18 protein-coding genes are annotated in these 20,204 nt (G+C 61.9%); 10 read left to right on the plus strand and 8 right to left on the minus strand.

The window, feature by feature from the left end; all coding sequences use genetic code 11:
- Window positions 1–186 precede the first annotated feature (186 nt).
- Window positions 187–1,053, minus strand: coding sequence for a transcriptional regulator HexR (gene hexR, locus ACIQYU_RS22360; protein ID WP_011536461.1), 867 nt, complete (start codon window positions 1,051–1,053; stop codon window positions 187–189).
- A 103-nt stretch (window positions 1,054–1,156) separates the two neighbouring features.
- Here hexR and zwf point away from each other — a divergent pair, with 103 nt between their 5' ends.
- The 5 genes from zwf to ACIQYU_RS22385 all read left to right on the plus strand — a co-directional run bounded on the left by zwf (window position 1,157) and on the right by ACIQYU_RS22385 (window position 6,980).
- On the plus strand, window positions 1,157–2,599 hold the full coding sequence (zwf, locus tag ACIQYU_RS22365) for a glucose-6-phosphate dehydrogenase (protein WP_233687610.1): 1,443 nt from the start codon (window positions 1,157–1,159) through the stop codon (window positions 2,597–2,599).
- Between the two features lie 88 nt (window positions 2,600–2,687).
- Window positions 2,688–3,002, plus strand: a complete 315-nt coding sequence (locus ACIQYU_RS22370) for a hypothetical protein (RefSeq protein WP_063912274.1) — start codon at window positions 2,688–2,690, stop codon at window positions 3,000–3,002.
- A 129-nt stretch (window positions 3,003–3,131) separates the two neighbouring features.
- Window positions 3,132–5,318 carry a DNA helicase II gene (gene uvrD / locus ACIQYU_RS22375; protein WP_233687611.1) on the plus strand — a complete coding sequence of 729 codons (2,187 nt, stop codon included), beginning with the start codon at window positions 3,132–3,134 and terminating at the stop codon, window positions 5,316–5,318.
- A 287-nt stretch (window positions 5,319–5,605) separates the two neighbouring features.
- A complete protein-coding gene (locus ACIQYU_RS22380; protein WP_207831376.1) occupies window positions 5,606–6,460 on the plus strand; it encodes a Tim44 domain-containing protein in 855 nt (284 codons plus the stop codon).
- 112 nt (window positions 6,461–6,572) lie between these two features.
- Entirely contained in the window at window positions 6,573–6,980 is a 408-nt protein-coding gene (locus tag ACIQYU_RS22385; RefSeq protein WP_013974843.1) for an SMI1/KNR4 family protein, read from the plus strand.
- 249 nt (window positions 6,981–7,229) lie between these two features.
- On the opposite strand, the gene ACIQYU_RS22390 is transcribed toward ACIQYU_RS22385, so the two are convergent.
- Entirely contained in the window at window positions 7,230–8,990 is a 1,761-nt protein-coding gene (locus tag ACIQYU_RS22390; protein WP_063912277.1) for a cation:proton antiporter, read from the minus strand.
- 344 nt (window positions 8,991–9,334) lie between these two features.
- Here ACIQYU_RS22390 and ACIQYU_RS22395 point away from each other — a divergent pair, with 344 nt between their 5' ends.
- A complete protein-coding gene (locus ACIQYU_RS22395) occupies window positions 9,335–9,820 on the plus strand; it encodes an acyl-CoA thioesterase (RefSeq protein ID WP_009683536.1) in 486 nt (161 codons plus the stop codon).
- Here ACIQYU_RS22395 and pdxY read toward each other — a convergent pair.
- A complete protein-coding gene (pdxY, locus tag ACIQYU_RS22400; RefSeq protein WP_402802270.1) occupies window positions 9,817–10,689 on the minus strand; it encodes a pyridoxal kinase PdxY in 873 nt (290 codons plus the stop codon). The genes ACIQYU_RS22395 and pdxY overlap by 4 nt on opposite strands.
- Window positions 10,690–10,809: 120 nt before the next feature.
- Here pdxY and ACIQYU_RS22405 point away from each other — a divergent pair, with 120 nt between their 5' ends.
- Window positions 10,810–11,202: a DUF3301 domain-containing protein gene (locus ACIQYU_RS22405; protein WP_013974846.1), complete on the plus strand. Its 393-nt coding sequence runs from the start codon at window positions 10,810–10,812 to the stop codon at window positions 11,200–11,202.
- On the opposite strand, the gene ACIQYU_RS22410 is transcribed toward ACIQYU_RS22405, so the two are convergent.
- The 3 genes from ACIQYU_RS22410 to zigA are packed head-to-tail and all read right to left on the minus strand — an operon-like array spanning window position 11,203 to window position 14,045.
- Complete coding sequence (locus ACIQYU_RS22410) at window positions 11,203–12,174, minus strand: CobW family GTP-binding protein (protein ID WP_402802273.1); 972 nt, start codon at window positions 12,172–12,174, stop codon at window positions 11,203–11,205.
- 39 nt (window positions 12,175–12,213) lie between these two features.
- Window positions 12,214–12,840: a DUF1826 domain-containing protein gene (locus ACIQYU_RS22415; protein ID WP_233687612.1), complete on the minus strand. Its 627-nt coding sequence runs from the start codon at window positions 12,838–12,840 to the stop codon at window positions 12,214–12,216.
- A complete protein-coding gene (gene zigA, locus ACIQYU_RS22420) occupies window positions 12,837–14,045 on the minus strand; it encodes a zinc metallochaperone GTPase ZigA (protein ID WP_233687613.1) in 1,209 nt (402 codons plus the stop codon). Before zigA ends, ACIQYU_RS22415 begins: the two co-directional genes overlap by 4 nt.
- Before the next feature lie 123 nt (window positions 14,046–14,168).
- Between zigA and folE2 the strand changes: the two genes are divergently transcribed.
- Window positions 14,169–15,074: a GTP cyclohydrolase FolE2 gene (gene folE2 / locus ACIQYU_RS22425; protein ID WP_233687614.1), complete on the plus strand. Its 906-nt coding sequence runs from the start codon at window positions 14,169–14,171 to the stop codon at window positions 15,072–15,074.
- On the opposite strand, the gene ACIQYU_RS22430 is transcribed toward folE2, so the two are convergent.
- Window positions 15,058–15,585: a DUF3617 domain-containing protein gene (locus ACIQYU_RS22430; RefSeq protein ID WP_015272374.1), complete on the minus strand. Its 528-nt coding sequence runs from the start codon at window positions 15,583–15,585 to the stop codon at window positions 15,058–15,060. The two genes, folE2 and ACIQYU_RS22430, sit on opposite strands and share 17 nt — an antisense overlap.
- Before the next feature lie 132 nt (window positions 15,586–15,717).
- Between ACIQYU_RS22430 and cls the strand changes: the two genes are divergently transcribed.
- Window positions 15,718–17,157 carry a cardiolipin synthase gene (gene cls, locus ACIQYU_RS22435; protein WP_233687615.1) on the plus strand — a complete coding sequence of 480 codons (1,440 nt, stop codon included), beginning with the start codon at window positions 15,718–15,720 and terminating at the stop codon, window positions 17,155–17,157.
- A 141-nt stretch (window positions 17,158–17,298) separates the two neighbouring features.
- Here cls and cfaB read toward each other — a convergent pair whose 3' ends face one another.
- Window positions 17,299–18,483 carry a C17 cyclopropane fatty acid synthase CfaB gene (gene cfaB / locus ACIQYU_RS22440; RefSeq protein WP_207831391.1) on the minus strand — a complete coding sequence of 395 codons (1,185 nt, stop codon included), beginning with the start codon at window positions 18,481–18,483 and terminating at the stop codon, window positions 17,299–17,301.
- Between the two features lie 207 nt (window positions 18,484–18,690).
- Here cfaB and lpdA point away from each other — a divergent pair, with 207 nt between their 5' ends.
- Window positions 18,691–20,091, plus strand: coding sequence for a dihydrolipoyl dehydrogenase (gene lpdA, locus ACIQYU_RS22445; RefSeq protein ID WP_402802280.1), 1,401 nt, complete (start codon window positions 18,691–18,693; stop codon window positions 20,089–20,091).
- Window positions 20,092–20,204 lie beyond the last annotated feature (113 nt).

A 20,204-nucleotide genomic window follows, 5' to 3' on the forward strand; every position in this document is an offset into this window, starting at 1 on the left:
TTTCAGACTGGCCTTGATGGTTTACGGTTTGGCTGTGGAATGGTGACAAAACAGTGAAATTTATAGCACCTGTGCCGGCCTCTTCGCGGGTAAACCCGCTCCCACAGGTGCTCACCAGCCTCAAGGACGGTGCAGTACCTGTGGGAGCGGGTTCACCCGCGAAAGGGCCGGCACAGGCAACGACAATCAGTCGTCGGTAGCCTTGATCGACTTGGGCGACAAACGCAGGCTGCGCAAGCTGCGCTTCACGCTCTTCAGGTGGTTGACCAGGCTCGGCCCGCGCGCCATGGCCACGCCCATGGCCAGCACGTCGATCACCACCAGGTGGGCGATACGCGAGGTCAGCGGGGTATAGATTTCGGTGTCTTCATGCACGTCGATCGCCAGGTTGACCGTCGACAGCTCTGCCAGCGGTGTCTGGCTGGGGCACAGGGTAATCAGGTTGGCACCGCTCTCACGGACCAGGTTGGCGGTGATCAGCAAGTCCTTGGAACGGCCCGACTGGGAAATGCACACTGCCACATCGCCCGGTTTCAGGGTCACCGCCGACATCGCCTGCATGTGCGGGTCGGAATAGGCTGCCGCGCTGAGCAGCAGACGGAAGAACTTGTGCTGGGCATCGGCCGCCACCGCACCGGAAGCACCAAAGCCATAGAACTCCACACGCTGCGCCTGGGCCATGGCGGTCACCGCCTGCTGCAGCGCTTGCGGGTCGAGGTGCTCGCGCACTTCCATCAGGGTATGCAGCGTGGTGTCGAAGATCTTCAGGCTGTAGTCGGCGACCGAATCGTCTTCATGGATGGCGAACTGACCGAAACTGGCCCCCGCGGCCAGGCTCTGCGCCAGCTTCAGCTTCAAGTCCTGGAAGCCCGAACAACCGATCGCGCGGCAGAAACGCACGATGGTCGGTTCGCTGATACCCACGCTGTGCGCCAGGTCGGCCATGGAACTGTGCATGACGGCAGCCGGGTCGAGTAGCACGTGGTCGGCCACTTTCAGTTCCGATTTGCGCAGCAGGTGGCGCGATTGGGCGATATGTTGCAACAGATTCACGGGCTGGACTCGGTTATGATCGGCTGGCCGGGTTGTAGCTTTCTTGTAGTTATACTACATGGACGCCAACCCGCCCAGTTAAACGAACGTGGAGAGTGGTGGTTTGACTATTCCTTGCGACATTCTGGTCTTCGGTGGCACCGGCGATCTGGCCCTGCACAAATTGCTTCCGGCGCTCTACCACCTGTTTCGCGAGGCCCGTCTTGACCCTGCCGTGCGGATCATCGCGCTGGCGCGCCGCAACCTGCCACGTAACGATTATCTCAAGCTCGCCGAACGCCATTGCCGGGCACAGATCGCCCGCAACGATTTCGAAGAAGAGGTCTGGCAGCGGTTTTCCGCGCGGATCGACTATTTCGCCATGGATGCTTCGCAAAGCGCCGACTTCGGCCGCCTGGCACGCTACCTGGGCGAGCCCGGCGGCTTGACGCGCATCTTCTACCTGGCCACCGCCCCCAACCTGTTCGTGCCGATTGCCAAACACCTGCATAACGCCGGCCTGGCCGACGCCGAAGCGCGCATCGTGCTGGAAAAGCCGATCGGCCACTCGCTGGAATCGGCTACCGCCATCAACGAAGCGATTGGCGCAGTGCTGGAGGAAAACCAGGTATTCCGCATCGACCACTACCTGGGCAAGGAAACCGTGCAGAACCTGATGGCCCTGCGCTTTGCCAACGCGCTGCTGGAGCCGGTATGGCGCAACAACCAGGTCGACCACGTGCAGATCAGCGTTTGCGAGACCCTGGGAGTAGAGAACCGCGGCGCCTACTACGACCGCGCCGGGGCGACCCGCGACATGCTGCAGAACCACCTGCTACAGCTGCTATGCCTGGTGGCCATGGAGCCCCCCGCACAGTTCGAGGCCGAAGCGGTGCGTGACGAAAAAGTGAAGATCCTGCGGGCCCTCAAGCCCATCACTGGCCAGGACGTTCAGGACAAGACCGTACGCGGCCAGTATGGCGCCGGGTACATCGGCGGCCAGGAAGTGCCGGCCTATTACTTCGAAAAGGACGTCGACAACGACAGCGACACCGAAACCTTCATCGCCATCGAGGCGCACATCGACAATTGGCGCTGGGCGGGCGTGCCCTTCTACCTGCGCACCGGCAAGCGCATGGCACGGCGCTCATCGCAGATCGTCATCCAGTTCAAGCCAGTGCCCCACGAGCTGTTCAAGGGTGGCCAGGTCAACCAGTTGCTGATCCAGCTGCAACCGGACGAACGCATCAGCCTGCGCATGATGACCAAGAGCCCGGGCAAAGGCATGCGCCTGGAGCCGGTGGACCTGGACCTGAACCTGGCCCAGGTGTTCAGCCAGACCCGCCGCTGGGAAGCCTACGAGCGGCTGCTGCTGGATGTGCTGGAGGGCGACTCGACGCTGTTCATGCGCCGCGATGAAGTGGAAGCGGCCTGGGCCTGGATCGACCCGATCATCAAGGGCTGTGAAGAGCACTTCCAGGCGCCGCGACCGTACCCGGCAGGCAGCAACGGGCCGGAGCAAGCCAACAGCCTGCTCGCCAGGCATGGCAGGCACTGGCATAGCTGAAGCACTGCCCTGCTCCTGTGGCAGGTGAAAGGGCAGAAAGTAGCCCCCGCGCACTGGCGCTACTTTCAACCCGAGACAGGAGCAGACAATGGCTACTATCGCCAACCTCGTTGCAATCAATGACATCGCCAACGGCGAGCAGGTTTTCAGGGTTCACGGCACCGTTATGGTCGGCTGCCCGGCCATCGAACCGGTGCTGGTCGAACCCAAGGTGCGCCACAAGGGCGGCTGGGAGGTGCTGGAGCTTCAACTGCAGGATAGCGGCGCAATCACCCCGCAGGTGGTGACGGAAAAAACCGTGGTGTTCGAACGTGCAGGCGGCACGCCCTGGAAAACCGTGGAAATCATTCATGGCGACGGTTCGCAGCGCTGCGAAATACGCAACATAGAGACGGTCGACTGAGCCGCTGACGGCCAGGTCGCCGAGCGGCGACCTGGCACCTGCCATCGGCTCGATGAACGGGCATGTGGCAGGTGAATATTCATACAGTAGAAGTTTGCCCCATTTCCTGCCGCGCCCTAGAATGGCCCGATGCACACAGACGACCTCTCCCTCCTGCTGAATTCCCTCAACGATGCCCAACGCCAGGCCGTAGCGGCCACGCTCGGGCGTCAACTGGTGCTTGCTGGCGCCGGTTCCGGTAAAACCCGCGTGCTGGTGCACCGCATTGCCTGGCTGATCCAGGTGGAGCAGGCATCGCCACACTCGATCCTGTCGGTGACCTTCACCAACAAGGCCGCGGCAGAAATGCGCCAGCGGATCGAGCAACTGCTGGGCATCAACCCGGCGGGCATGTGGGTCGGCACCTTCCACGGCCTGGCCCATCGCCTGCTGCGGGCCCACTGGCAGGAAGCACGGCTGGTGCAGAACTTCCAGATCCTCGACAGCGACGACCAGCAGCGCCTGATCAAGCGGGTGATGCGCGAGCTGGGCCTGGACGAGCAGAAATGGCCGGCACGCCAGGCCCAGTGGTTCATCAACGGGCAAAAGGACGAAGGCCTGCGCCCGCAGCATATCCAGGCCGGGGGCGACCTGTTCCTGTCGACCATGCGCGACGTATATACCGCGTACGAGCAGGCCTGCGAGCGCGCCGGGGTCATCGACTTCTCCGAGTTGCTGCTGCGCGGTCTTGACCTGTGGCGCGACCACCCGGGCCTGCTGGAGCACTACCAGCGGCGCTTCCGCCACGTGCTGGTGGACGAGTTCCAGGATACCAACGCCGTGCAGTACGCCTGGCTGCGCCTGCTGGCGCGCGGCGGTGACAGCCTGATGGCGGTGGGCGATGACGACCAGTCGATCTACGGCTGGCGCGGCGCCAAGATCGAGAACATCCACCAGTACACTGCCGACTTCCCCGACGCCGAAATGATCCGCCTGGAGCAGAACTACCGCTCCACCGGCGGCATCCTCAAGGCAGCCAACGCGCTGATCGCCAACAACAGCGGGCGCCTGGGCAAGGAGCTGTGGACCGACATGGGCGAAGGAGAGCCGCTGACCCTGTACGCGGCCTACAACGAGCACGACGAAGCGCGCTACGTGGTGGAAACCATCGAGAGCCTGGTCAAGCAGGGCAATGCGCGCAACGAGATCGCCATCCTGTACCGTTCCAACGCCCAGTCACGGGTACTGGAAGAAGCCCTGCTGCGCGAGCGCATCCCCTACCGCATCTACGGTGGCCAGCGCTTCTTCGAGCGCGCCGAAATCAAGAACGCCATGGCTTACCTGCGCCTGATCGAAGGCCGTGGCAACGATGCCGCCCTGGAGCGGGTGATCAACGTACCGCCACGTGGCATTGGCGAGAAAACCGTCGAAGCCATCCGCGAGCACGCCCGCCACAGCCAGCTGTCGATGTGGGAGGCCATGTGCCAGCTGCTCGCTGCCAAGGCCCTGAAAGGCCGCGCCGCCAGTGCCCTGGGTGCGTTCATCGAGCTTATCGAGGGGTTGGCTGCCAAGGTCGTGGACATGCCACTGCATACCATGACCCAGACCACCATCGAGCAGTCCGGGCTGATCATCTATCACCAGGAAGAAAAGGGTGAAAAGGGCCAGGCACGGGTAGAAAACCTTGAGGAACTGGTCAGCGCAGCGCGCAACTTCGAGTCCACCGACGAAGACGCCGACCTCTCGCCACTCTCGGCGTTCCTCGGCCACGCCTCGCTCGAGGCAGGTGATGCCCAGGCCGACGAGCACGAAGACAGCGTCCAGCTGATGACCTTGCACAGCGCCAAGGGCCTGGAGTTCCCGTATGTGTTCCTGGTGGGCATGGAGGAAGGCCTGTTCCCGCACAAGATGAGCCTGGAAGAGCCCGGCCGCCTGGAAGAGGAACGCCGCCTGGCTTATGTGGGCATCACCCGCGCCATGCGCCAGCTGGTCATGACCTACGCCGAAACGCGTCGCCTGTATGGCAGCGAAACCTACAACAAGGTGTCACGTTTCGTACGCGAAATTCCGGCGGGCCTGATTCAGGAAGTGCGTCTGTCCAACAGTGTCAGCCGCCCGTTCGGCGGGGCCAAGACGGCCACGAACAGCAACCTGTTCGCCAATGCCAGCATTCCGCAGACCGCGTTCAACCTGGGCCAGCGTGTGCAGCATGCGGTGTTCGGCGAAGGTGTGATCCTCAACTTCGAGGGCTCCGGCGCCCAGGCGCGGGTGCAGGTGAATTTTGCCGAGGGCAGCAAATGGTTGATGCTGGGGTACGCCAAGCTCGAGGCCATCTAAAAGCCTGCGCAGGCCCTGGTTGAGGCTTGCCCAAAGTTTTAGAAGCCTGCGCAATACCTGTGGGAGCGGGCATGCCCGCGAAGCCGACAACTCGGTGTATGGCACCGGCTTCGCCGGTGTTCGCGGGCATGCCCGCTCCTACAGGTATTGCGCCAGCATTCAGAGGGCCGGTCGTGGCAGGTTTGTAACATTCAGGCAAAAGCTCGAAACATTATGTCGCTGGTCATGTGCCCGGGAACCTGTGCACCATGACGCGCGTGCAATCCACAACAGGGGATATCCCACTTATGCAACGTTTTCTTAGCATCGCTCTGGCGCTCTGCGTCGGCCTGACGCTGAGCCTGGACGCCAACGCCAAGCGCTTTGGCGGCGGCAAGAGCTCGGGCTCCGCGCCTATTCACCAGACCCGCCAGGCCACGCCAACCACGCCTGCCGCCGCGCCGACCGCACCTGGCCGTGCAGCTCCGGCCGCCAGCGGTGCTTCGCGCTGGTTGGGCCCACTGGCTGGCCTCGCCGCCGGTGGCCTGCTGGCTTCCATGTTCATGGGCGACGGTTTCGAAGGCTTCCAGATCATGGACTTCCTGATCGTGGCGCTGATCGCCTTCCTGGTGTTCCGCTTCATCGCCGCGCGCCGTCGCCAGCAGCAGCCGCAAATGGCCATGCCGGGCCATGCACCAATGCACCGTGAAGCTCACGCCCAGCCTGCCCAGCCGTCGATCTTCGGTGGTTCGGCCGCACCTGCTGCCGCAGCCGCCCCGGTGATCAACGCCCCGGCCTGGTTCAACGAGCAGAACTTCCTGGCTGCCGCCCGCAACCACTTCCAGGCGCTGCAGCAGCACTGGGACGCCAACGAGATGGACAAGATCGCCGAGTTCGTCACCCCGCAGATGCTCGAGTTCCTCAAGCGCGAGCGCGCTGAACTGGGTGATGGCTTCCAGTCCACCTACATCGACAACCTCGATGTGCAGCTGGACGGTGTCGACGACCGCGCCGACCGTACCGACGCCACCCTGACCTTCCGTGGCGTGTCGAAGAACTCGCGCTTCGACCAGGGCGAAGTGTTCAGCGAAAGCTGGCACATGGTCCGCGCCCAAGGCGAAAACCAGCCTTGGCTGGTGGCCGGTATCCGTCAAAACGGCTAATCGCTGCGTGCTGCACAAAAACCCCGGGCCTGTCCCGGGGTTTTGCTTTTGCCAGAGTGGCCTACTAGGGTATAACGCGCAGCGTTGTCATCTAGGTCAGAGGAAGCGAACCGTGGAAGAAGTGATCGAACAACTCCGTGAAGCCAACGAGCCAGTGCCGGTGCCCCTTGAGCTTCCTGACGAGGACTTGCTGGTCGAGATCGAAGAAGAGCTGTTCATCAACATTCCGTTCGTGTTCAAAGAGTTCCTGCTGACCGTCAGTGACGTGGTGTATGGCTCTCTGGAACCAGTGACAGTTACCGACCCACAGTCGCATACCTACCTGCCCGACGTCGCCGCCAATGCCTGGGATGCCGGCGTACCCCGTGACCTGATTCCGCTGTGCCAGGACGGCGACAACTACTACTGCGTCGAAGAAGACGGCACCGTGGTGCTGTGGGATGCCGAAGAGGAAATCGTCGGCGAAGACAGCTGGGAATCGGTGTGGCACTGGGCGCGGGATGTCTGGCTGGAGAGCTGATTCCAACCTCTGATTTGATGCTGACTGTGCCGGCCTCCCCGCTCCCACAGGGACTGCACAATGTTCAACACCTGTGCAGTCGCTGTGGGAGCGGGTTTACCCGCGAAGAGGCCGGCACAGGAATAGGAAAATCTATGGCCCAGTGCCATCAATGTAGTTAAAATCGCCAGGCTTTCTGCGCCTGGCGACATCGCTACCGCTCCATCCCCTCGGACGACGGTGAAATCTTGCGCAGGAAGCATGCCCCCTTCAGTGCGTATTCTCGCGGCTGTTCTCCAGCGTCTCCAGCAAGGCAATCTGCATACGCGTATGCACGCGGATAAACCAGCGCCACAGCAAGGCCACCACCACCGCAGCCACCACGGCAATCACCAGCAGCAACTCGCTGGTCGGCAGAATGCTTGCCGACAGCGCCGACAGCAGCAGGAAAATCACCAGTAGCGACAACAGCGGGATCACCTCGGCAATCACTCGGCGCACACGCTGGGTATGCCGCCCGGCCATTTCGGGCTTGACGCCCATCTCTGCCAACAGCATCGACAGCGCCTTGAGCTTGCGATAGGCAGCAATCAGGAACGGCAGCGACAGCAACAACGCCGCCCCCCAGATCAGCGCTTTCTGCTGGCTGGCATCGCTGACCCACTCACTGAGCCAGTTGCCGATACGCCCGGCGAAGTAGCCACCACTGAAGAAGATGGCGATCACCAGCGCCAGGTTCACCCCCACCTGCAACAGGATGCGCCGGATCATCGCCGCCAGCATGGCGCTCTCGCCCTGCGGCTGGATGCTGCGCAACCATTCGCCATACAACGACAGCACCCGCGCCAGACGGCTGGGCACTACCTTGCCCAGCTTCAGCGACAGCGGGTCGGCGGCGCGGATCAGGTAGGGTGTCAGCAGCGTGGTGATTGCCGATACCGCCACAGCCACCGGGTAGAGGAAGTCGCTGGTCACCTGCAGAGTCATGCCCAGCGCGGCAATGATGAAGGAAAACTCGCCAATCTGCGAAAGCCCCATGCCCACCCGCAGCGATGTGCGCCCGTCATTGCCGGCAATGAACGCGCCCATGCCGCATGACAGCATCTTGCCCAACACCACCGCCAAGGTAATGACCACGATCGGCCAGGCGTAGTCGATCAGCACCTGGGGGTCGATCATCAGGCCGATGGCGACGAAGAAGATGGCGCTGAACAGGTCGCGTACCGGTTCGATCAGGCTCTCGATCTTCAGCAGCTGGCGCGATTCGGCCATGATCGCGCCAATCAGGAAGGCACCCAGCACCATGCTGTATTCCAGCTTCACTACCAGCAGGCAGAAGCCGAAGCACAGGCCCAGTACGGTAATCAGCAACATCTCGTTGCTTTCGAATTTGGCCACGTAGGCCAGCAGCCGCGGCACCAGCAGGATGCCGATGACCAGCGCGACGATCATGAACAGCGACAGCTTGCCAACAGTGGAGAACACCTCGCCCGAGCTGACCGTGCCACTGACGGCGATGCCCGACAGCAGAGCGATGATGCCGATGCCGAGGATGTCCTCGACGATCAGCACGCCGAAGATAAGCTGGGCGAAACGCTCGTTCTTCATCTTCAGGTCGTTGAGCGCCTTGACGATGATGGTGGTCGAGGAAATTGCCAGGATGGCACCGAGGAACAGCGAATCCATGGTGTTCCAGCCGAACCAGCGGCCGATCTCGAAGCCGATCCAGATCATCAGCACGATTTCCAGGAACGCCGCGATGAACGCCGTGGCGCCTACCTTGAACAGCTTGCGCAGGCTGAACTCGAGCCCCAGGCAGAACATCAGGAAGATCACCCCCAGTTCGGCGAGGGTCTTGATGGTGTCTTCGTCGTGGATCAGGCCGAACGGTGGGGTGTGCGGGCCGATGATGAAGCCGGCGACGATGTAGCCCAGCACCACGGGTTGCTTGAGGCGGTGAAAGAGAACGGTGACCACGCCGGCAACCAGCATGATGACAGCCAGGTCCTGGATGAAGCTGATGGCATGCATGGCGTGATACTCCTTTTTCTCGTCCGTTGCTGGATGCCTGGGCAGACCGCTCCTCTGCCAAGGCAACCCTGAGCGAGCAGCAAGTACATACTGTTTTGAATGCAGGAAAGGCCCATGTTGCATGGGCGTAGTCAGGTTAACATCGCACCCCGCCGCAAAAAGGCGGTGCAATATGCAGAAACAGATCGGCTGGAAAAGCGCCGCTGATGGCATGATCGGCGTGACGATGGAGCGTCAGCCAACGTCCCGTATCAGGAAGGCAAATTCAAAAGAGGGGAACAGAAGTGTCTGCAGATAATACCCCCCATTCGCCCGATTCAGCGCAACCTCACCGTGAGCACACTATGGAACCTGGAAACGCCCAGCTAAGCATGACCGTCCTGATGACCCCGGACATGGCCAACTTTTCTGGCAACGTACATGGCGGCACCCTGCTCAAGTACCTCGACGAAGTGGCCTATGCGTGCGCCAGCCGCTATGCCGGCAGTTATGTGGTCACCTTGTCGGTCGACCAGGTGATCTTCCGCGAGCCGGTGCACGTGGGCGAACTGGTGACCTTCCTGGCGTCGGTCAACTACACCGGCAACACCTCGATGGAGGTAGGCATCAAGGTGGTGACCGAGAACATCCGCGAGCGCTCGGTACGCCATTCCAACAGCTGCTTCTTCACCATGGTCGCGGTCGACGACAACCGTCGCCCGGTGCCGGTGCCGCCACGCCAGCCGCAAAGCAGCGAAGAAAAGCGCCGCTTCCTGCAGGGCCAGCAGCGCCGGCAGATCCGCCAGGAACTGGAAAAGCGCTACCAGGACCTGAAAACCGACGCCATTTAAAGCGCCAGCAGCTGTGCCTCGAAGCGCACCCGCGGGTGCGCGATGCGGTCCTGGGCCCGCACCAGTTGCAGCTCGTAGCTGGCGCAGGCCTGGGTTTCCAGCAGCACTTCGTGCACGGCTGCAGCGGTGAACTCGAACGCCTGCACCCAGCTGTCGCCGAGCAGCACGCGGGCCAGGAACAGGCCTGAGGTCAGGTCACCCACCCCCACCGGCTGCCGTGGGAACGCCAGCAGCGGGCGACGCAGGTGCCAGCTGTGCTCGGCAGTCACCAGCAGCATCTCGAACTGGTCCTCGGCACGCCCGGGGTAAGCCAGGTGCTTGACCAGCACCACCTGCGACCCGCGCTGCAGCAGGCTACGGGCCATGTTCACACAGTCCTCCAGCGACTGCGCCCGGCGCCCACAGAAGCTGTCCAGCTCCAGCTGGTTGGGGCACAGGATGTCAGCCCTGGCGGCCGCCTCGTCGAGCAGGAACTCGCTGACTTCCGCTGGCACGATGCAGCCCTTCTCCGGGTGCCCCATGACCGGGTCGCACAGGTACAAGGCCTTTGGGTTTACTGCCTTGATCCGCTCGACGCCGGCCAGAATCGCCCGCCCTTGTTCGGCACTGCCCAGGTAGCCGGACAGCACCGCGTCGCAGTGGCCCAGCTCGCCGATGTTGGAAATGCCTTCCACCAACGCAGGAATTTGCGCCGGGGCAAGCACTTCACCCGCCCACTGGCCATACTGTGTGTGATTGGAGAACTGCACGGTATTGAGCGGCCACACATTGACCCCGATACGCTGCATGGGAAACACCGCGGCGCTGTTGCCGGCGTGGCCGAACACCACATGGGACTGGATGGCGAGCAGGTGCGGGGTACGTTTCATGCGGGAGGTTTCCAAAGCTGTTTCAGGGATTGTGCGCAGCGCAGTATGAACTCGATTGCCACCTGTACGACAGGCCAGGGACGCAGTTAAGCTGGATCGACCTGTTTGGAGCATATGCAAATGTTGACCCTGGAAAACCTCTTCGTCCTGATGCTGGTCGCCACGGCAGGCGCCTGGTTGTGGCACAACCACGGGTTGCGCGAAAAAGCCCTGGAGCGGGTCAAACAGCATTGCGCCAAGCTCGACCTCGAACTGCTCGACGATGCGGTCGCACTCAAGCGTATCGCCTTTGTCCGTGACGCCAACGGCCGCAAGCGCCTGGCGCGCGTCTACGCCTTCGAATTCACCGTCACCGGCGAGCAGCGCCACCCCGGTACCGTGACCCAGTTCGGCGCCCACAGCGTGCAGATCGAACTGGCGCCCTACCCGTTCGAGATCAAGACCCCGCCCCGCGCCGACAATGTCATCGAGATGCAGCAGTGGCGCCAGGAGCACAACCGCTGGCGCAACTGATCAGCTGACGCGGCATTCGCTCAACCCGGCTTGCAACGCGGGTTGCGATTGCGGCTGATCGAAAATCAGCTCGATGCGAGTATCCCTGCGCCAGTCGCTGGGCTGCCAGGTGGGCATGTCTCCATTCAGGCCATTGAATGATTGCCAACCCTCCACACTGTGGATAACCCCTTTGGCGCGTCGCCACGGCCAGGCACGCAGGAACGCCTGCAGCCGCTGTGGATAAAACTGCTGCCCGGGGTGCCAGCGCCAGCCGATGCTCCAACCCCCCTCTCCCTGCTGGGCAAGACAGATCGGCTGGCCGGGGTCCGCCCATAGCGCTGCCGGTGGATCTACAGGATTGTCGACAATCCTGTTATCCACAAACGAGCTGTCGACAATGCCCTTGGGTATAGTTGGAAGGTCCGAAAAGGGCAGCTTCCCTTGGACGGTCCAGAATATTTTCTTTCCATATAATCTGTTATTTATCAACAACTTATAATCTTCATTCACAGCCTCTGATTTGTTGAAAACAATGCTTTCAGAAGCATCGAACGTCTGCTGTTGAGCCTCCGGAAGCTGCTCGTTGCGGACCATCGACTGCGCATCCACGACCATCAGCAATGGCTGTATTGTCAGCACTCCAGCCCAAGGAGCCTGTTGTAACTGAGCAAGTAACTGCAAGGGATGACCCAGCCCGGACGGCTCGATAAACAACCGGTCAGGCCGGGATTTGCGCAGCAGCCGGCCCAGGCCCACCTGGAACGGCATGCCATTGACGCAGCACAGGCAGCCACCTGCGACCTCGCCGATGGCGATGCCGTCTTCGTCACGGCTGAGCAAGGCGGCATCCAGGCCTACCAGGCCGAATTCGTTGATCAATACAGCCCAGCGCTCATTGGCCGGGCGCTGGGCCAGCAGATGACGGATCAGGGTGGTCTTGCCGGCCCCCAACGGGCCGGCAATCACGTGGGTGGGAATGTTCTGCAGCATGGGTGGCTTCGGGCAATAGTGATGCCTCACTATGCGCCGTCATGCCAGCCAGTCAAGGCTGAGCAACAGGCGCCCCTGCTGGCCCGCGGGCGAACGGTGCACCAGGCCCGCACCTTCGTTGCCCTGCCACTTCTCACCTTTGAGCACCGCCACATCACCAGCTTGCAGGTGCTGGATGTTATCCACAGAAGGTAGGGCTGCGTGTAACTCACCGCGTTGACTCCTGTGCTCTTGCAACCACTCGCTGCCCGGACCGGTATAGGTGGTGAGCAGACGCAGCGGCACGTTATCCACATGAAAGCGCGGGCACATGGGGCCAGCCAGTACCCGCAGGCGCAAACCGACCCGCCGCGCACCCACCAGGCAGGTATAAGCTGCCACCAGCCAGGTCACATCGGCCACGAATGCCTCGTAGCCGTGCAAGTCCGCCGCTTCGCGCAACAACTCGGTCAGTACCGGCATGTGCTGCTCGTCCACATCGATGACGCGCTGGTCTGCCAAGGGCTGGCCAAGGCCGACTACCAGCGTGGCAAAGTCCTCCAGCTGCGGCGGCAAACGCCGGCGCCATACCGCCAGGTTCACGCCGTCCTGCAGTACTTCGGTCAGCACCTGCGGTGTCTCGCCGAACATCTGGAAGATATCCACAGGCTTGCGTGCGGGGTTCATGCTGCCGCCTCCTCATGCCATGGGCCGAACGGATCGGGCAGACGCAACCAGCCCATGTGCCCCAAGTCCATTTCCTGATCGGTCAACAGGCATGCATCAAGTGCTGTGGATAATTTTTCGAAGTCGATGTTCTGCCCGATGAACACCAGTTCCTGGCGGCAGTCACCACTCTCGGCAGCCCAGTTTTTCATGATCGCTGCAGTGTTATCCACATCCTGTGGCCACTGCTCGCGCGGCACAAAACGCCACCAGCGGCCCGCCAGGCCATGGCGCATCATGCCGCCCGCCTGCGACCAGCTTCCGGCCTCCTGGTACTTGCTGGCCAACCAGAAAAAACCTTTCGAACGCAGCAGTCGGCCATTGCTCCAGGGCGTGTGGATAAAATCGAAGAAGCGCTGTGGATGAAGCGGACGCCGGGCCTGCCAGGTGGTGGCGGCAATGCCGTACTCTTCGGTCTCCGGCACATGCTCGCCACGTAGCTCCTGCAGCCAGCCCGGTGCCTGGGCAGCCTGGTCGAAGTCGAACAGGCCGGTATCGAGAATGCGCGCCAGCGGCACCTGGCCCATGACCATGGGCACGATCTGCGCCCGGGCATTGAGGCTGCGCAGAATGGCAATGAGCTCTTCGCGCTCGTGCTGGCTGATCAGGTCGATCTTGCTCAGCAACAGCACATCGGCGAACTCGACCTGCTCGATCAACAAGTCACTGATCGAGCGCTCGTCCTCCTCACCCAGGGTTTCGCCACGGCTGGCCAGACTGTCTGCTGCCTGGTAATCACGCAGGAAGTTCAGGCCATCGACCACGGTGACCATGGTGTCCAGCCGCGCCATGTCGGACAGGCTGCGGCCCTGTTCGTCACGAAAGGTGAAGGTCTCGGCCACCGGCAGCGGCTCCGAGATCCCGGTGGACTCGATCAGCAAATAATCGAAACGCCCTTCTTCGGCCAACCGTGCCACTTCCTCGAGCAGGTCTTCTCGCAGCGTGCAGCAGATGCAGCCATTGCTCATCTCCACCAGCTTCTCCTCGGCACGGTTGAGGCTGACGTTGCGCTGCACCTCGCTGGCGTCGATGTTGATTTCGCTCATGTCGTTGACGATGACCGCGACCCGCAGGTTGTCGCGGTTACGCAGCACATGGTTGAGCAAAGTGCTCTTGCCGGCACCAAGGAAGCCGGACAGCACGGTGACAGGGAGACGGTTGGACATGGCGAAACCTCTTCAGGCGAGCGCATTCGAAACGATGCATTGCACAATGTTATAAAGTAACAATACAATTTCGCCAAGCCCGTTCTCGACGGACGCGTGCTCCCCTTCTGTTTGGAATGCCAAATGAACCAGCTCAAGCTCCCCGACATTGCCGCCCAATCCCAGGAATATGCCTTGCCGTTGAACTGGGTGGGTATGTGCGGGATCGCCCTGCCTGTGCAGTTCGAAGGGCGCACGGCGGCTGCAACCATCGATGCCGGTGTAAGCCTGGTAGACGGCAGCTCACGGGGTATCCATATGTCTCGGCTTTACCTTGCCCTGGCTTCCCTGGAGCATCAGCCCCTGACGCCGCTCGCCATGCACCAACTGCTGGCTCACTTTCTGAGCAGCCACGAAGGCCTTTCTTCTGCGGCTTATCTGCGCCTGCACTTCGACCATCTGCTGAAAAGGCCAGCCCTGGTCAGCCCACTGGATGGTTGGAAAAGCTATGCGGTAACAGTCGACGCAAGGATGGAAAACGAAATGTTCCACGTGGAACTATCCGTTTCCGTGCCTTACTCGTCGACCTGCCCATGCTCGGCTGCACTTGCACGGCAGCTGATTCAGCAGCAGTTCCAGGCGCATTTCGGCGCTGAGCAGGTCGAAAAATCTGCAGTGCTGCAGTGGCTTGGCAGCGCCGAAGGCATCGTAGCGACGCCCCATAGCCAACGCAGTAGCGCACAAATCCGGGTAAGGCTGCGCAGCAATCAGCAGGTACTGCCAATCACCGAGCTGATCGACCGCATAGAAGCCAGCCTGGGGACAGCGGTACAGACCGCGGTAAAGCGCGCAGACGAGCAAGCCTTTGCCTTGGCCAACGGCCAGAACCTGATGTTCTGCGAAGACGCCGCACGACGCCTGCACAAGGCGCTACGGCAAATAGAGTGGAGCACGGCCTTCAAGCTGCGCGTGGAACATGCAGAAAGCCTGCATGCCCACGACGCTGTCGCGACCAGCCAGTGGCATTGGGATGTCAGCTGCGCGGCTTGACCGAACCGCAATCATTACCCAGCCACACGGCACGGGTGTTCATGCTGCCTTGCTGCTGAACACCCGAGGCGTTGAAGGTGCCATTGACCTGTGTGGTGAACTCCCGGTCACTGAGGAAAGTCGCCTGGCCACTGCCCTGTGCCTTGGGGCAACTGAACTGGAATTTCCACACATTGCCGGTGCGGTCGGTGATCTTCTGGGTACAACCTGACTTCGGGTCCTGCAGCGGGATATCGTTGGTTGCCACCTGTTCTGGCGTCAGGCACGAGCGCACCCCCTTGCCCCCAACAGTCACCCCCTGTTTGGCCAGCACCCCTTCCATCATCGCACGCTGCTCCGGCGGCAGGTTCTTCAACTGGCCGAGCATGAACTCCATGTCGGGTAACGGCTTGCCATCGACCTGCATGTTGCTGGTGGTCAGCTCCCACAAACCTGGCTGCAGCATCTGGGCATGCACCAGCGGGCTGCTCACACCTAGGGCCAACGCCAACAGTGGCAGACGAATCTTCATGGACGAACGCTCCTGGAAAAAAGCCGGCCAAGCGGGCCGGGCTGAGCCTTAGACGCCAAATCCACCCGCAGGTTGCAAGACGGACCGGGAACGTGTTCTGTTACTCAAGTGTACTCGGCCAGCAGGATGCATATGGACTACCACAGCCCCTACTTCTTCGGTTATCTACTCGGCCTGGTTCATCTGCTGGGTATCGTCGCCGCACTGCACGCACTGTTCACCGTGCGCACTGCCCAGGGCGCAATCGCCTGGGCGATGCCGTTGTTCTTCATCCCCTACCTCACCCTGATCCCTTACCTGATCTTCGGTGCCCGCTCGTTCTACGCCTATATCAAGGCCCGGCGACAGGCCAACCAGGAAATGCACGTGGCCATGGCCAACCTCAACTGGCGGCCTTGGGTAGAAGAAGCCCTCACCGCCCGCGAGTCGGAAAGCTATGCGGCCCTGCGCGCCATGCCCAAGCTCGGGCGCATGCCCTGCCTGGCCAACAACCAGGTGAAGCTGCTGATCGATGGCAAGGCGACATTCGATGCCATCTTCGCCGCCATCGAAAAAGCCCGCGCCGTGGTGCTGGTGCAGTTCTTCATCATCCATGACGACAGCCTGGGCAAGGCGTTGCAGCAACTGCTGCTGCGCAAAGCCGCCGAGGGGGTGCAGGTGTTCGTGCTGTACGACCGCGTCGGCAGCCATGCCTTGCCGGCCAGCTACAGCCAGCTACTGCGCGACGGTGGTGTACAGATCCATGCCTTCGCTACCCGTCGTGGCTGGTTCAACCGCTTCCAGGTGAACTTCCGCAACCACCGCAAGATCGTGGTGGTGGATGGCCTGCTCGGTTTCATCGGCGGGCATAACGTGGGCGATGAGTACCTTGGTGGCGACCCGCAGCTCTCACCCTGGCGCGACACCCATGTGCAGATCAGCGGGCCGGTGCTGGCCTGCCTGCAGGAGTCGTTCGCCGAGGACTGGTATTGGGCCGCGCGCCAGCTACCGCCGCTGATCCTGCCGGACGCCTACCCGGACAACGGCGTGCTGTGCCAAGCCTTGGCCAGCGGCCCGGCCGACCCACAGGAAACCTGCTCGCTGTTCTTTCTTGAGGCTATTCATTCAGCCACCCGGCGCGTGTGGATCACCAGCCCGTACTTCATCCCCGACGAGGCGGTGTTTGCCGCCCTGCGCCTGGCGGTACTGCGTGGGGTCGATGTGCGCGTGCTGATCCCGTCACGTCCAGACCATCGCATCGTCTATGCCGCCTCCAGTCTGTTCGCCTTCGAAGCGGTACGTGCGGGTGTACGCATGTTCCGCTATCAACCGGGCTTCCTGCACCAGAAGGTGGTGCTGGTGGATGACGATGTCAGTGCGATCGGCAGTGCCAACCTGGACAACCGCTCGTTCCGCCTGAACTTCGAGATCACCCTGCTGACGGTCGACCGCGGCTTCGCCGACCAGGTCGAGAACATGCTGATCAATGACTTTGAACAGGCACGGGAAATTACTGCAGAGGACAGCCGCGATACCCATCGGCTGCAGCAACTGGGGATGCGGATTGCGCGGCTGATTTCGCCGATTCTGTGATGCGTCTGCGCACCTCGCAAGGTATCGCGGCCCTTGGGGGATCGGGTTTACCCGCGAAGACGTCAGTGGCTGTACCGACGCATTCGCGGGTAAACCCGCTCCCACAGGGTATGGTGTCGCGCTTGCGTGCTTGGTTGCAATTCAGCGATACAAGTCTTCACGCGTCCAGGGTAGATCATGGTGCCCATCGGCGTAGGGCTTCACGGCCAGTATCTGGTGCAGGTTGATCCAGCCCTTCTGGAAGGCATAGGCACACCCGGCCAGGTACAGGCGCCAGATGCGCAAGGTCTTCTCGGGCACCAGCGCCGCGGCCTTGTGCAACTGGTTCTCCAGGTTCTCGCTCCAGTGGTGCAAAGTCTTGGCGTAGTGCAAACGCAGGCTTTCCACGTCCACCACCTCCAGCCCCGCTTCACAGATGCTGGCGCTGATCATTGACAGGTGCGGCAGCTCGCCGTGGGGGAACACGTAGCGGTCGATGAACTCGCCAGCGCCACGCCCGACCGGGCGGCCATCCACATGCTTGGCGGTGATACCGTGGTTCATCACCAGGCCCCCTTCCCTCACGGCTCCGAACAGTTTCTGGCTATACAGCGCCAGGTTGGCATGCCCGACATGCTCGAACATGCCAACGCTGACAACCTTGTCGAAGCGGCCATCCTGAGGCAGATCGCGGTAGTCGAGAATCTGCAGGTCGACCCTGTCGGCCAGCCCCTCGGCCTTGACCCGCTCGCGGCCGAGCTTGAGCTGCTCCTTGCTCAAGGTGATACCAAACACCTTGGCGCCATATTCGCGAGCAGCGAAACGCGCCAGCCCACCCCAGCCACAACCAACGTCGAGCAGGTAGTCACCGGCGTCCAGCCGCAGCTTGCGGCACAGGTGATCGAATTTGTCCTGCTGTGCCTGATCCAGCGTGTTGTCCGGCTCGCGGAAGTAGGCGCAGGAGTAGGCCATGTCCTGATCCAGCCAGAGCTGGTAGAACGCGTTGGAAACATCGTAATGGTAGGAAATGGCTTCAGCGTCGGTGCTCTTGTCATGGGCCCGCCGTTGCGGTGGGACGTTGTCCTCGTCGGTCAGTAGCGCTTCGCTCAGCTCATCACATACGCGGATGGCTTCACCAATGTCGCCTTCCAGCTCCAGCTTGCCTTCGACAAATGCCGTGCCCAGCTGGTCCATGCTCGGGTGGCTCAACTGGCTGATCAGCTGCGGCTCCTTGACCAGGATGGTGACCTGCGGGCTAGGCCCCAGATCGAACTGGTTACCGTCCCACAGTTTCAGCCGCAGCGGCAGATGCAGGCTCTGCAGTGCCGGTGGAAGTTGCGCAAGCATGAACGACCCTCCTGTCCGTATTTGGCCACGACGCCTTATATTTCGAACGTCGCCGGATCAGAGTAGTTCATTCGTGGGATGTTTCCTCTAAACCAGACCATGGTCTAGAACCGACTGATCTTATCCATACAGCAGATTGTATACAATTTTTGCATCTCAGCTTAACCTTGTGCCCCTCTTGCGCTTCTTCATCCTGGAGTTGAACCCATGAAATCCTATGACGTGGTGATCATCGGCGGTGGCCCTGGCGGCTACAACGCAGCCATCCGTGCCGGCCAGCTGGGCCTGAGCGTAGCCTGCGTGGAGGGCCGCTCGACCTTGGGTGGCACCTGCCTGAACGTGGGCTGCATGCCCTCCAAGGCGTTGCTGCATGCTTCCGAGCTGTACGAAGCCGCCAGCGGTGACGAGTTCGCCCACCTCGGTATCGAAGTCAAACCTACCCTAAACCTCGCCCAGATGATGAAACAGAAGGACGAGAGCGTGACCGGCCTGACCAAGGGCATCGAGTACCTGTTCCGCAAGAACAAGGCCGACTGGATCAAGGGCTGGGGCCGCCTGGATGGTGTCGGCAAGGTCGTGGTCAAGGCTGAGGACGGCAGCGAAACCGCATTGCAGGCCAAGGACATCGTCATTGCCACCGGCTCCGAGCCTACCCCGCTGCCGGGCGTGACCATCGACAACCAGCGCATCATCGACTCGACCGGCGCGCTGTCGCTGCCACAGGTACCCAAGCACCTGGTCGTCATCGGCGCCGGCGTGATCGGCCTCGAGCTGGGTTCGGTATGGCGTCGCCTGGGCAGCCAGGTCACGGTCATCGAATACCTCGACCGCATCTGCCCGGGCACCGATGAAGAAACCGCCAGGACCCTGCAGAAGGCCTTGGCCAAGCAAGGCATGGTATTCAAGCTGGGCAGCAAGGTGACCCAGGCCAGCGCCAGCGCCGATGGCGTGAGCCTGACCCTGGAGCCAGCCGCCGGCGGCACCGCAGAAACGCTGCAGGCCGACTACGTACTGGTCGCCATCGGCCGCCGCCCCTATACAAAGGGTCTGAACCTGGAAAGCGTAGGCCTGGAGACCGACAAGCGCGGCATGCTCGGCAATGACCACCACCGCACTTCCGTGCCGGGTATCTGGGTGATTGGCGACGTCACCTCCGGCCCGATGCTGGCGCACAAAGCCGAAGACGAAGCGGTGGCCTGCATCGAACGCATCGCCGGCAAGCCCCATGAGGTCAACTACAACCTTATCCCTGGTGTGATCTACACCCGCCCGGAGCTGGCCACCGTGGGCAAGACCGAAGAGCAGCTCAAGGCCGAAGGGCGTGCCTATAAAGTCGGCAAGTTCCCGTTCACGGCCAACAGCCGCGCCAAGATCAACCACGAGACCGAAGGCTTCGCCAAGGTCATCGCCGACGCCGAGACCGATGAAGTGCTGGGTGTGCACCTGGTGGGCCCAAGTGTCAGCGAGATGATTGGTGAGTTCTGCGTGGCCATGGAGTTCTCGGCCTCGGCGGAAGACATCGCCCTCACCTGCCACCCCCACCCCACCCGCTCCGAGGCCTTGCGCCAGGCAGCGATGAATGTGGACGGGATGGCGATGCAGATCTGATGCGAGATAGCCGTGGGCTGCATTGCAGCCCATCGCGACACAAGGCCGCTCCTACAGGAGAACGCGATTTCCTGTAGGAGCGGCCTTGTGTCGCTATGGGGCGCGAAGCGCCC

This window comes from Pseudomonas sp. NPDC096925, assembly GCF_044762545.1.
In the GTDB taxonomy this organism is placed as follows: domain Bacteria; phylum Pseudomonadota; class Gammaproteobacteria; order Pseudomonadales; family Pseudomonadaceae; genus Aquipseudomonas.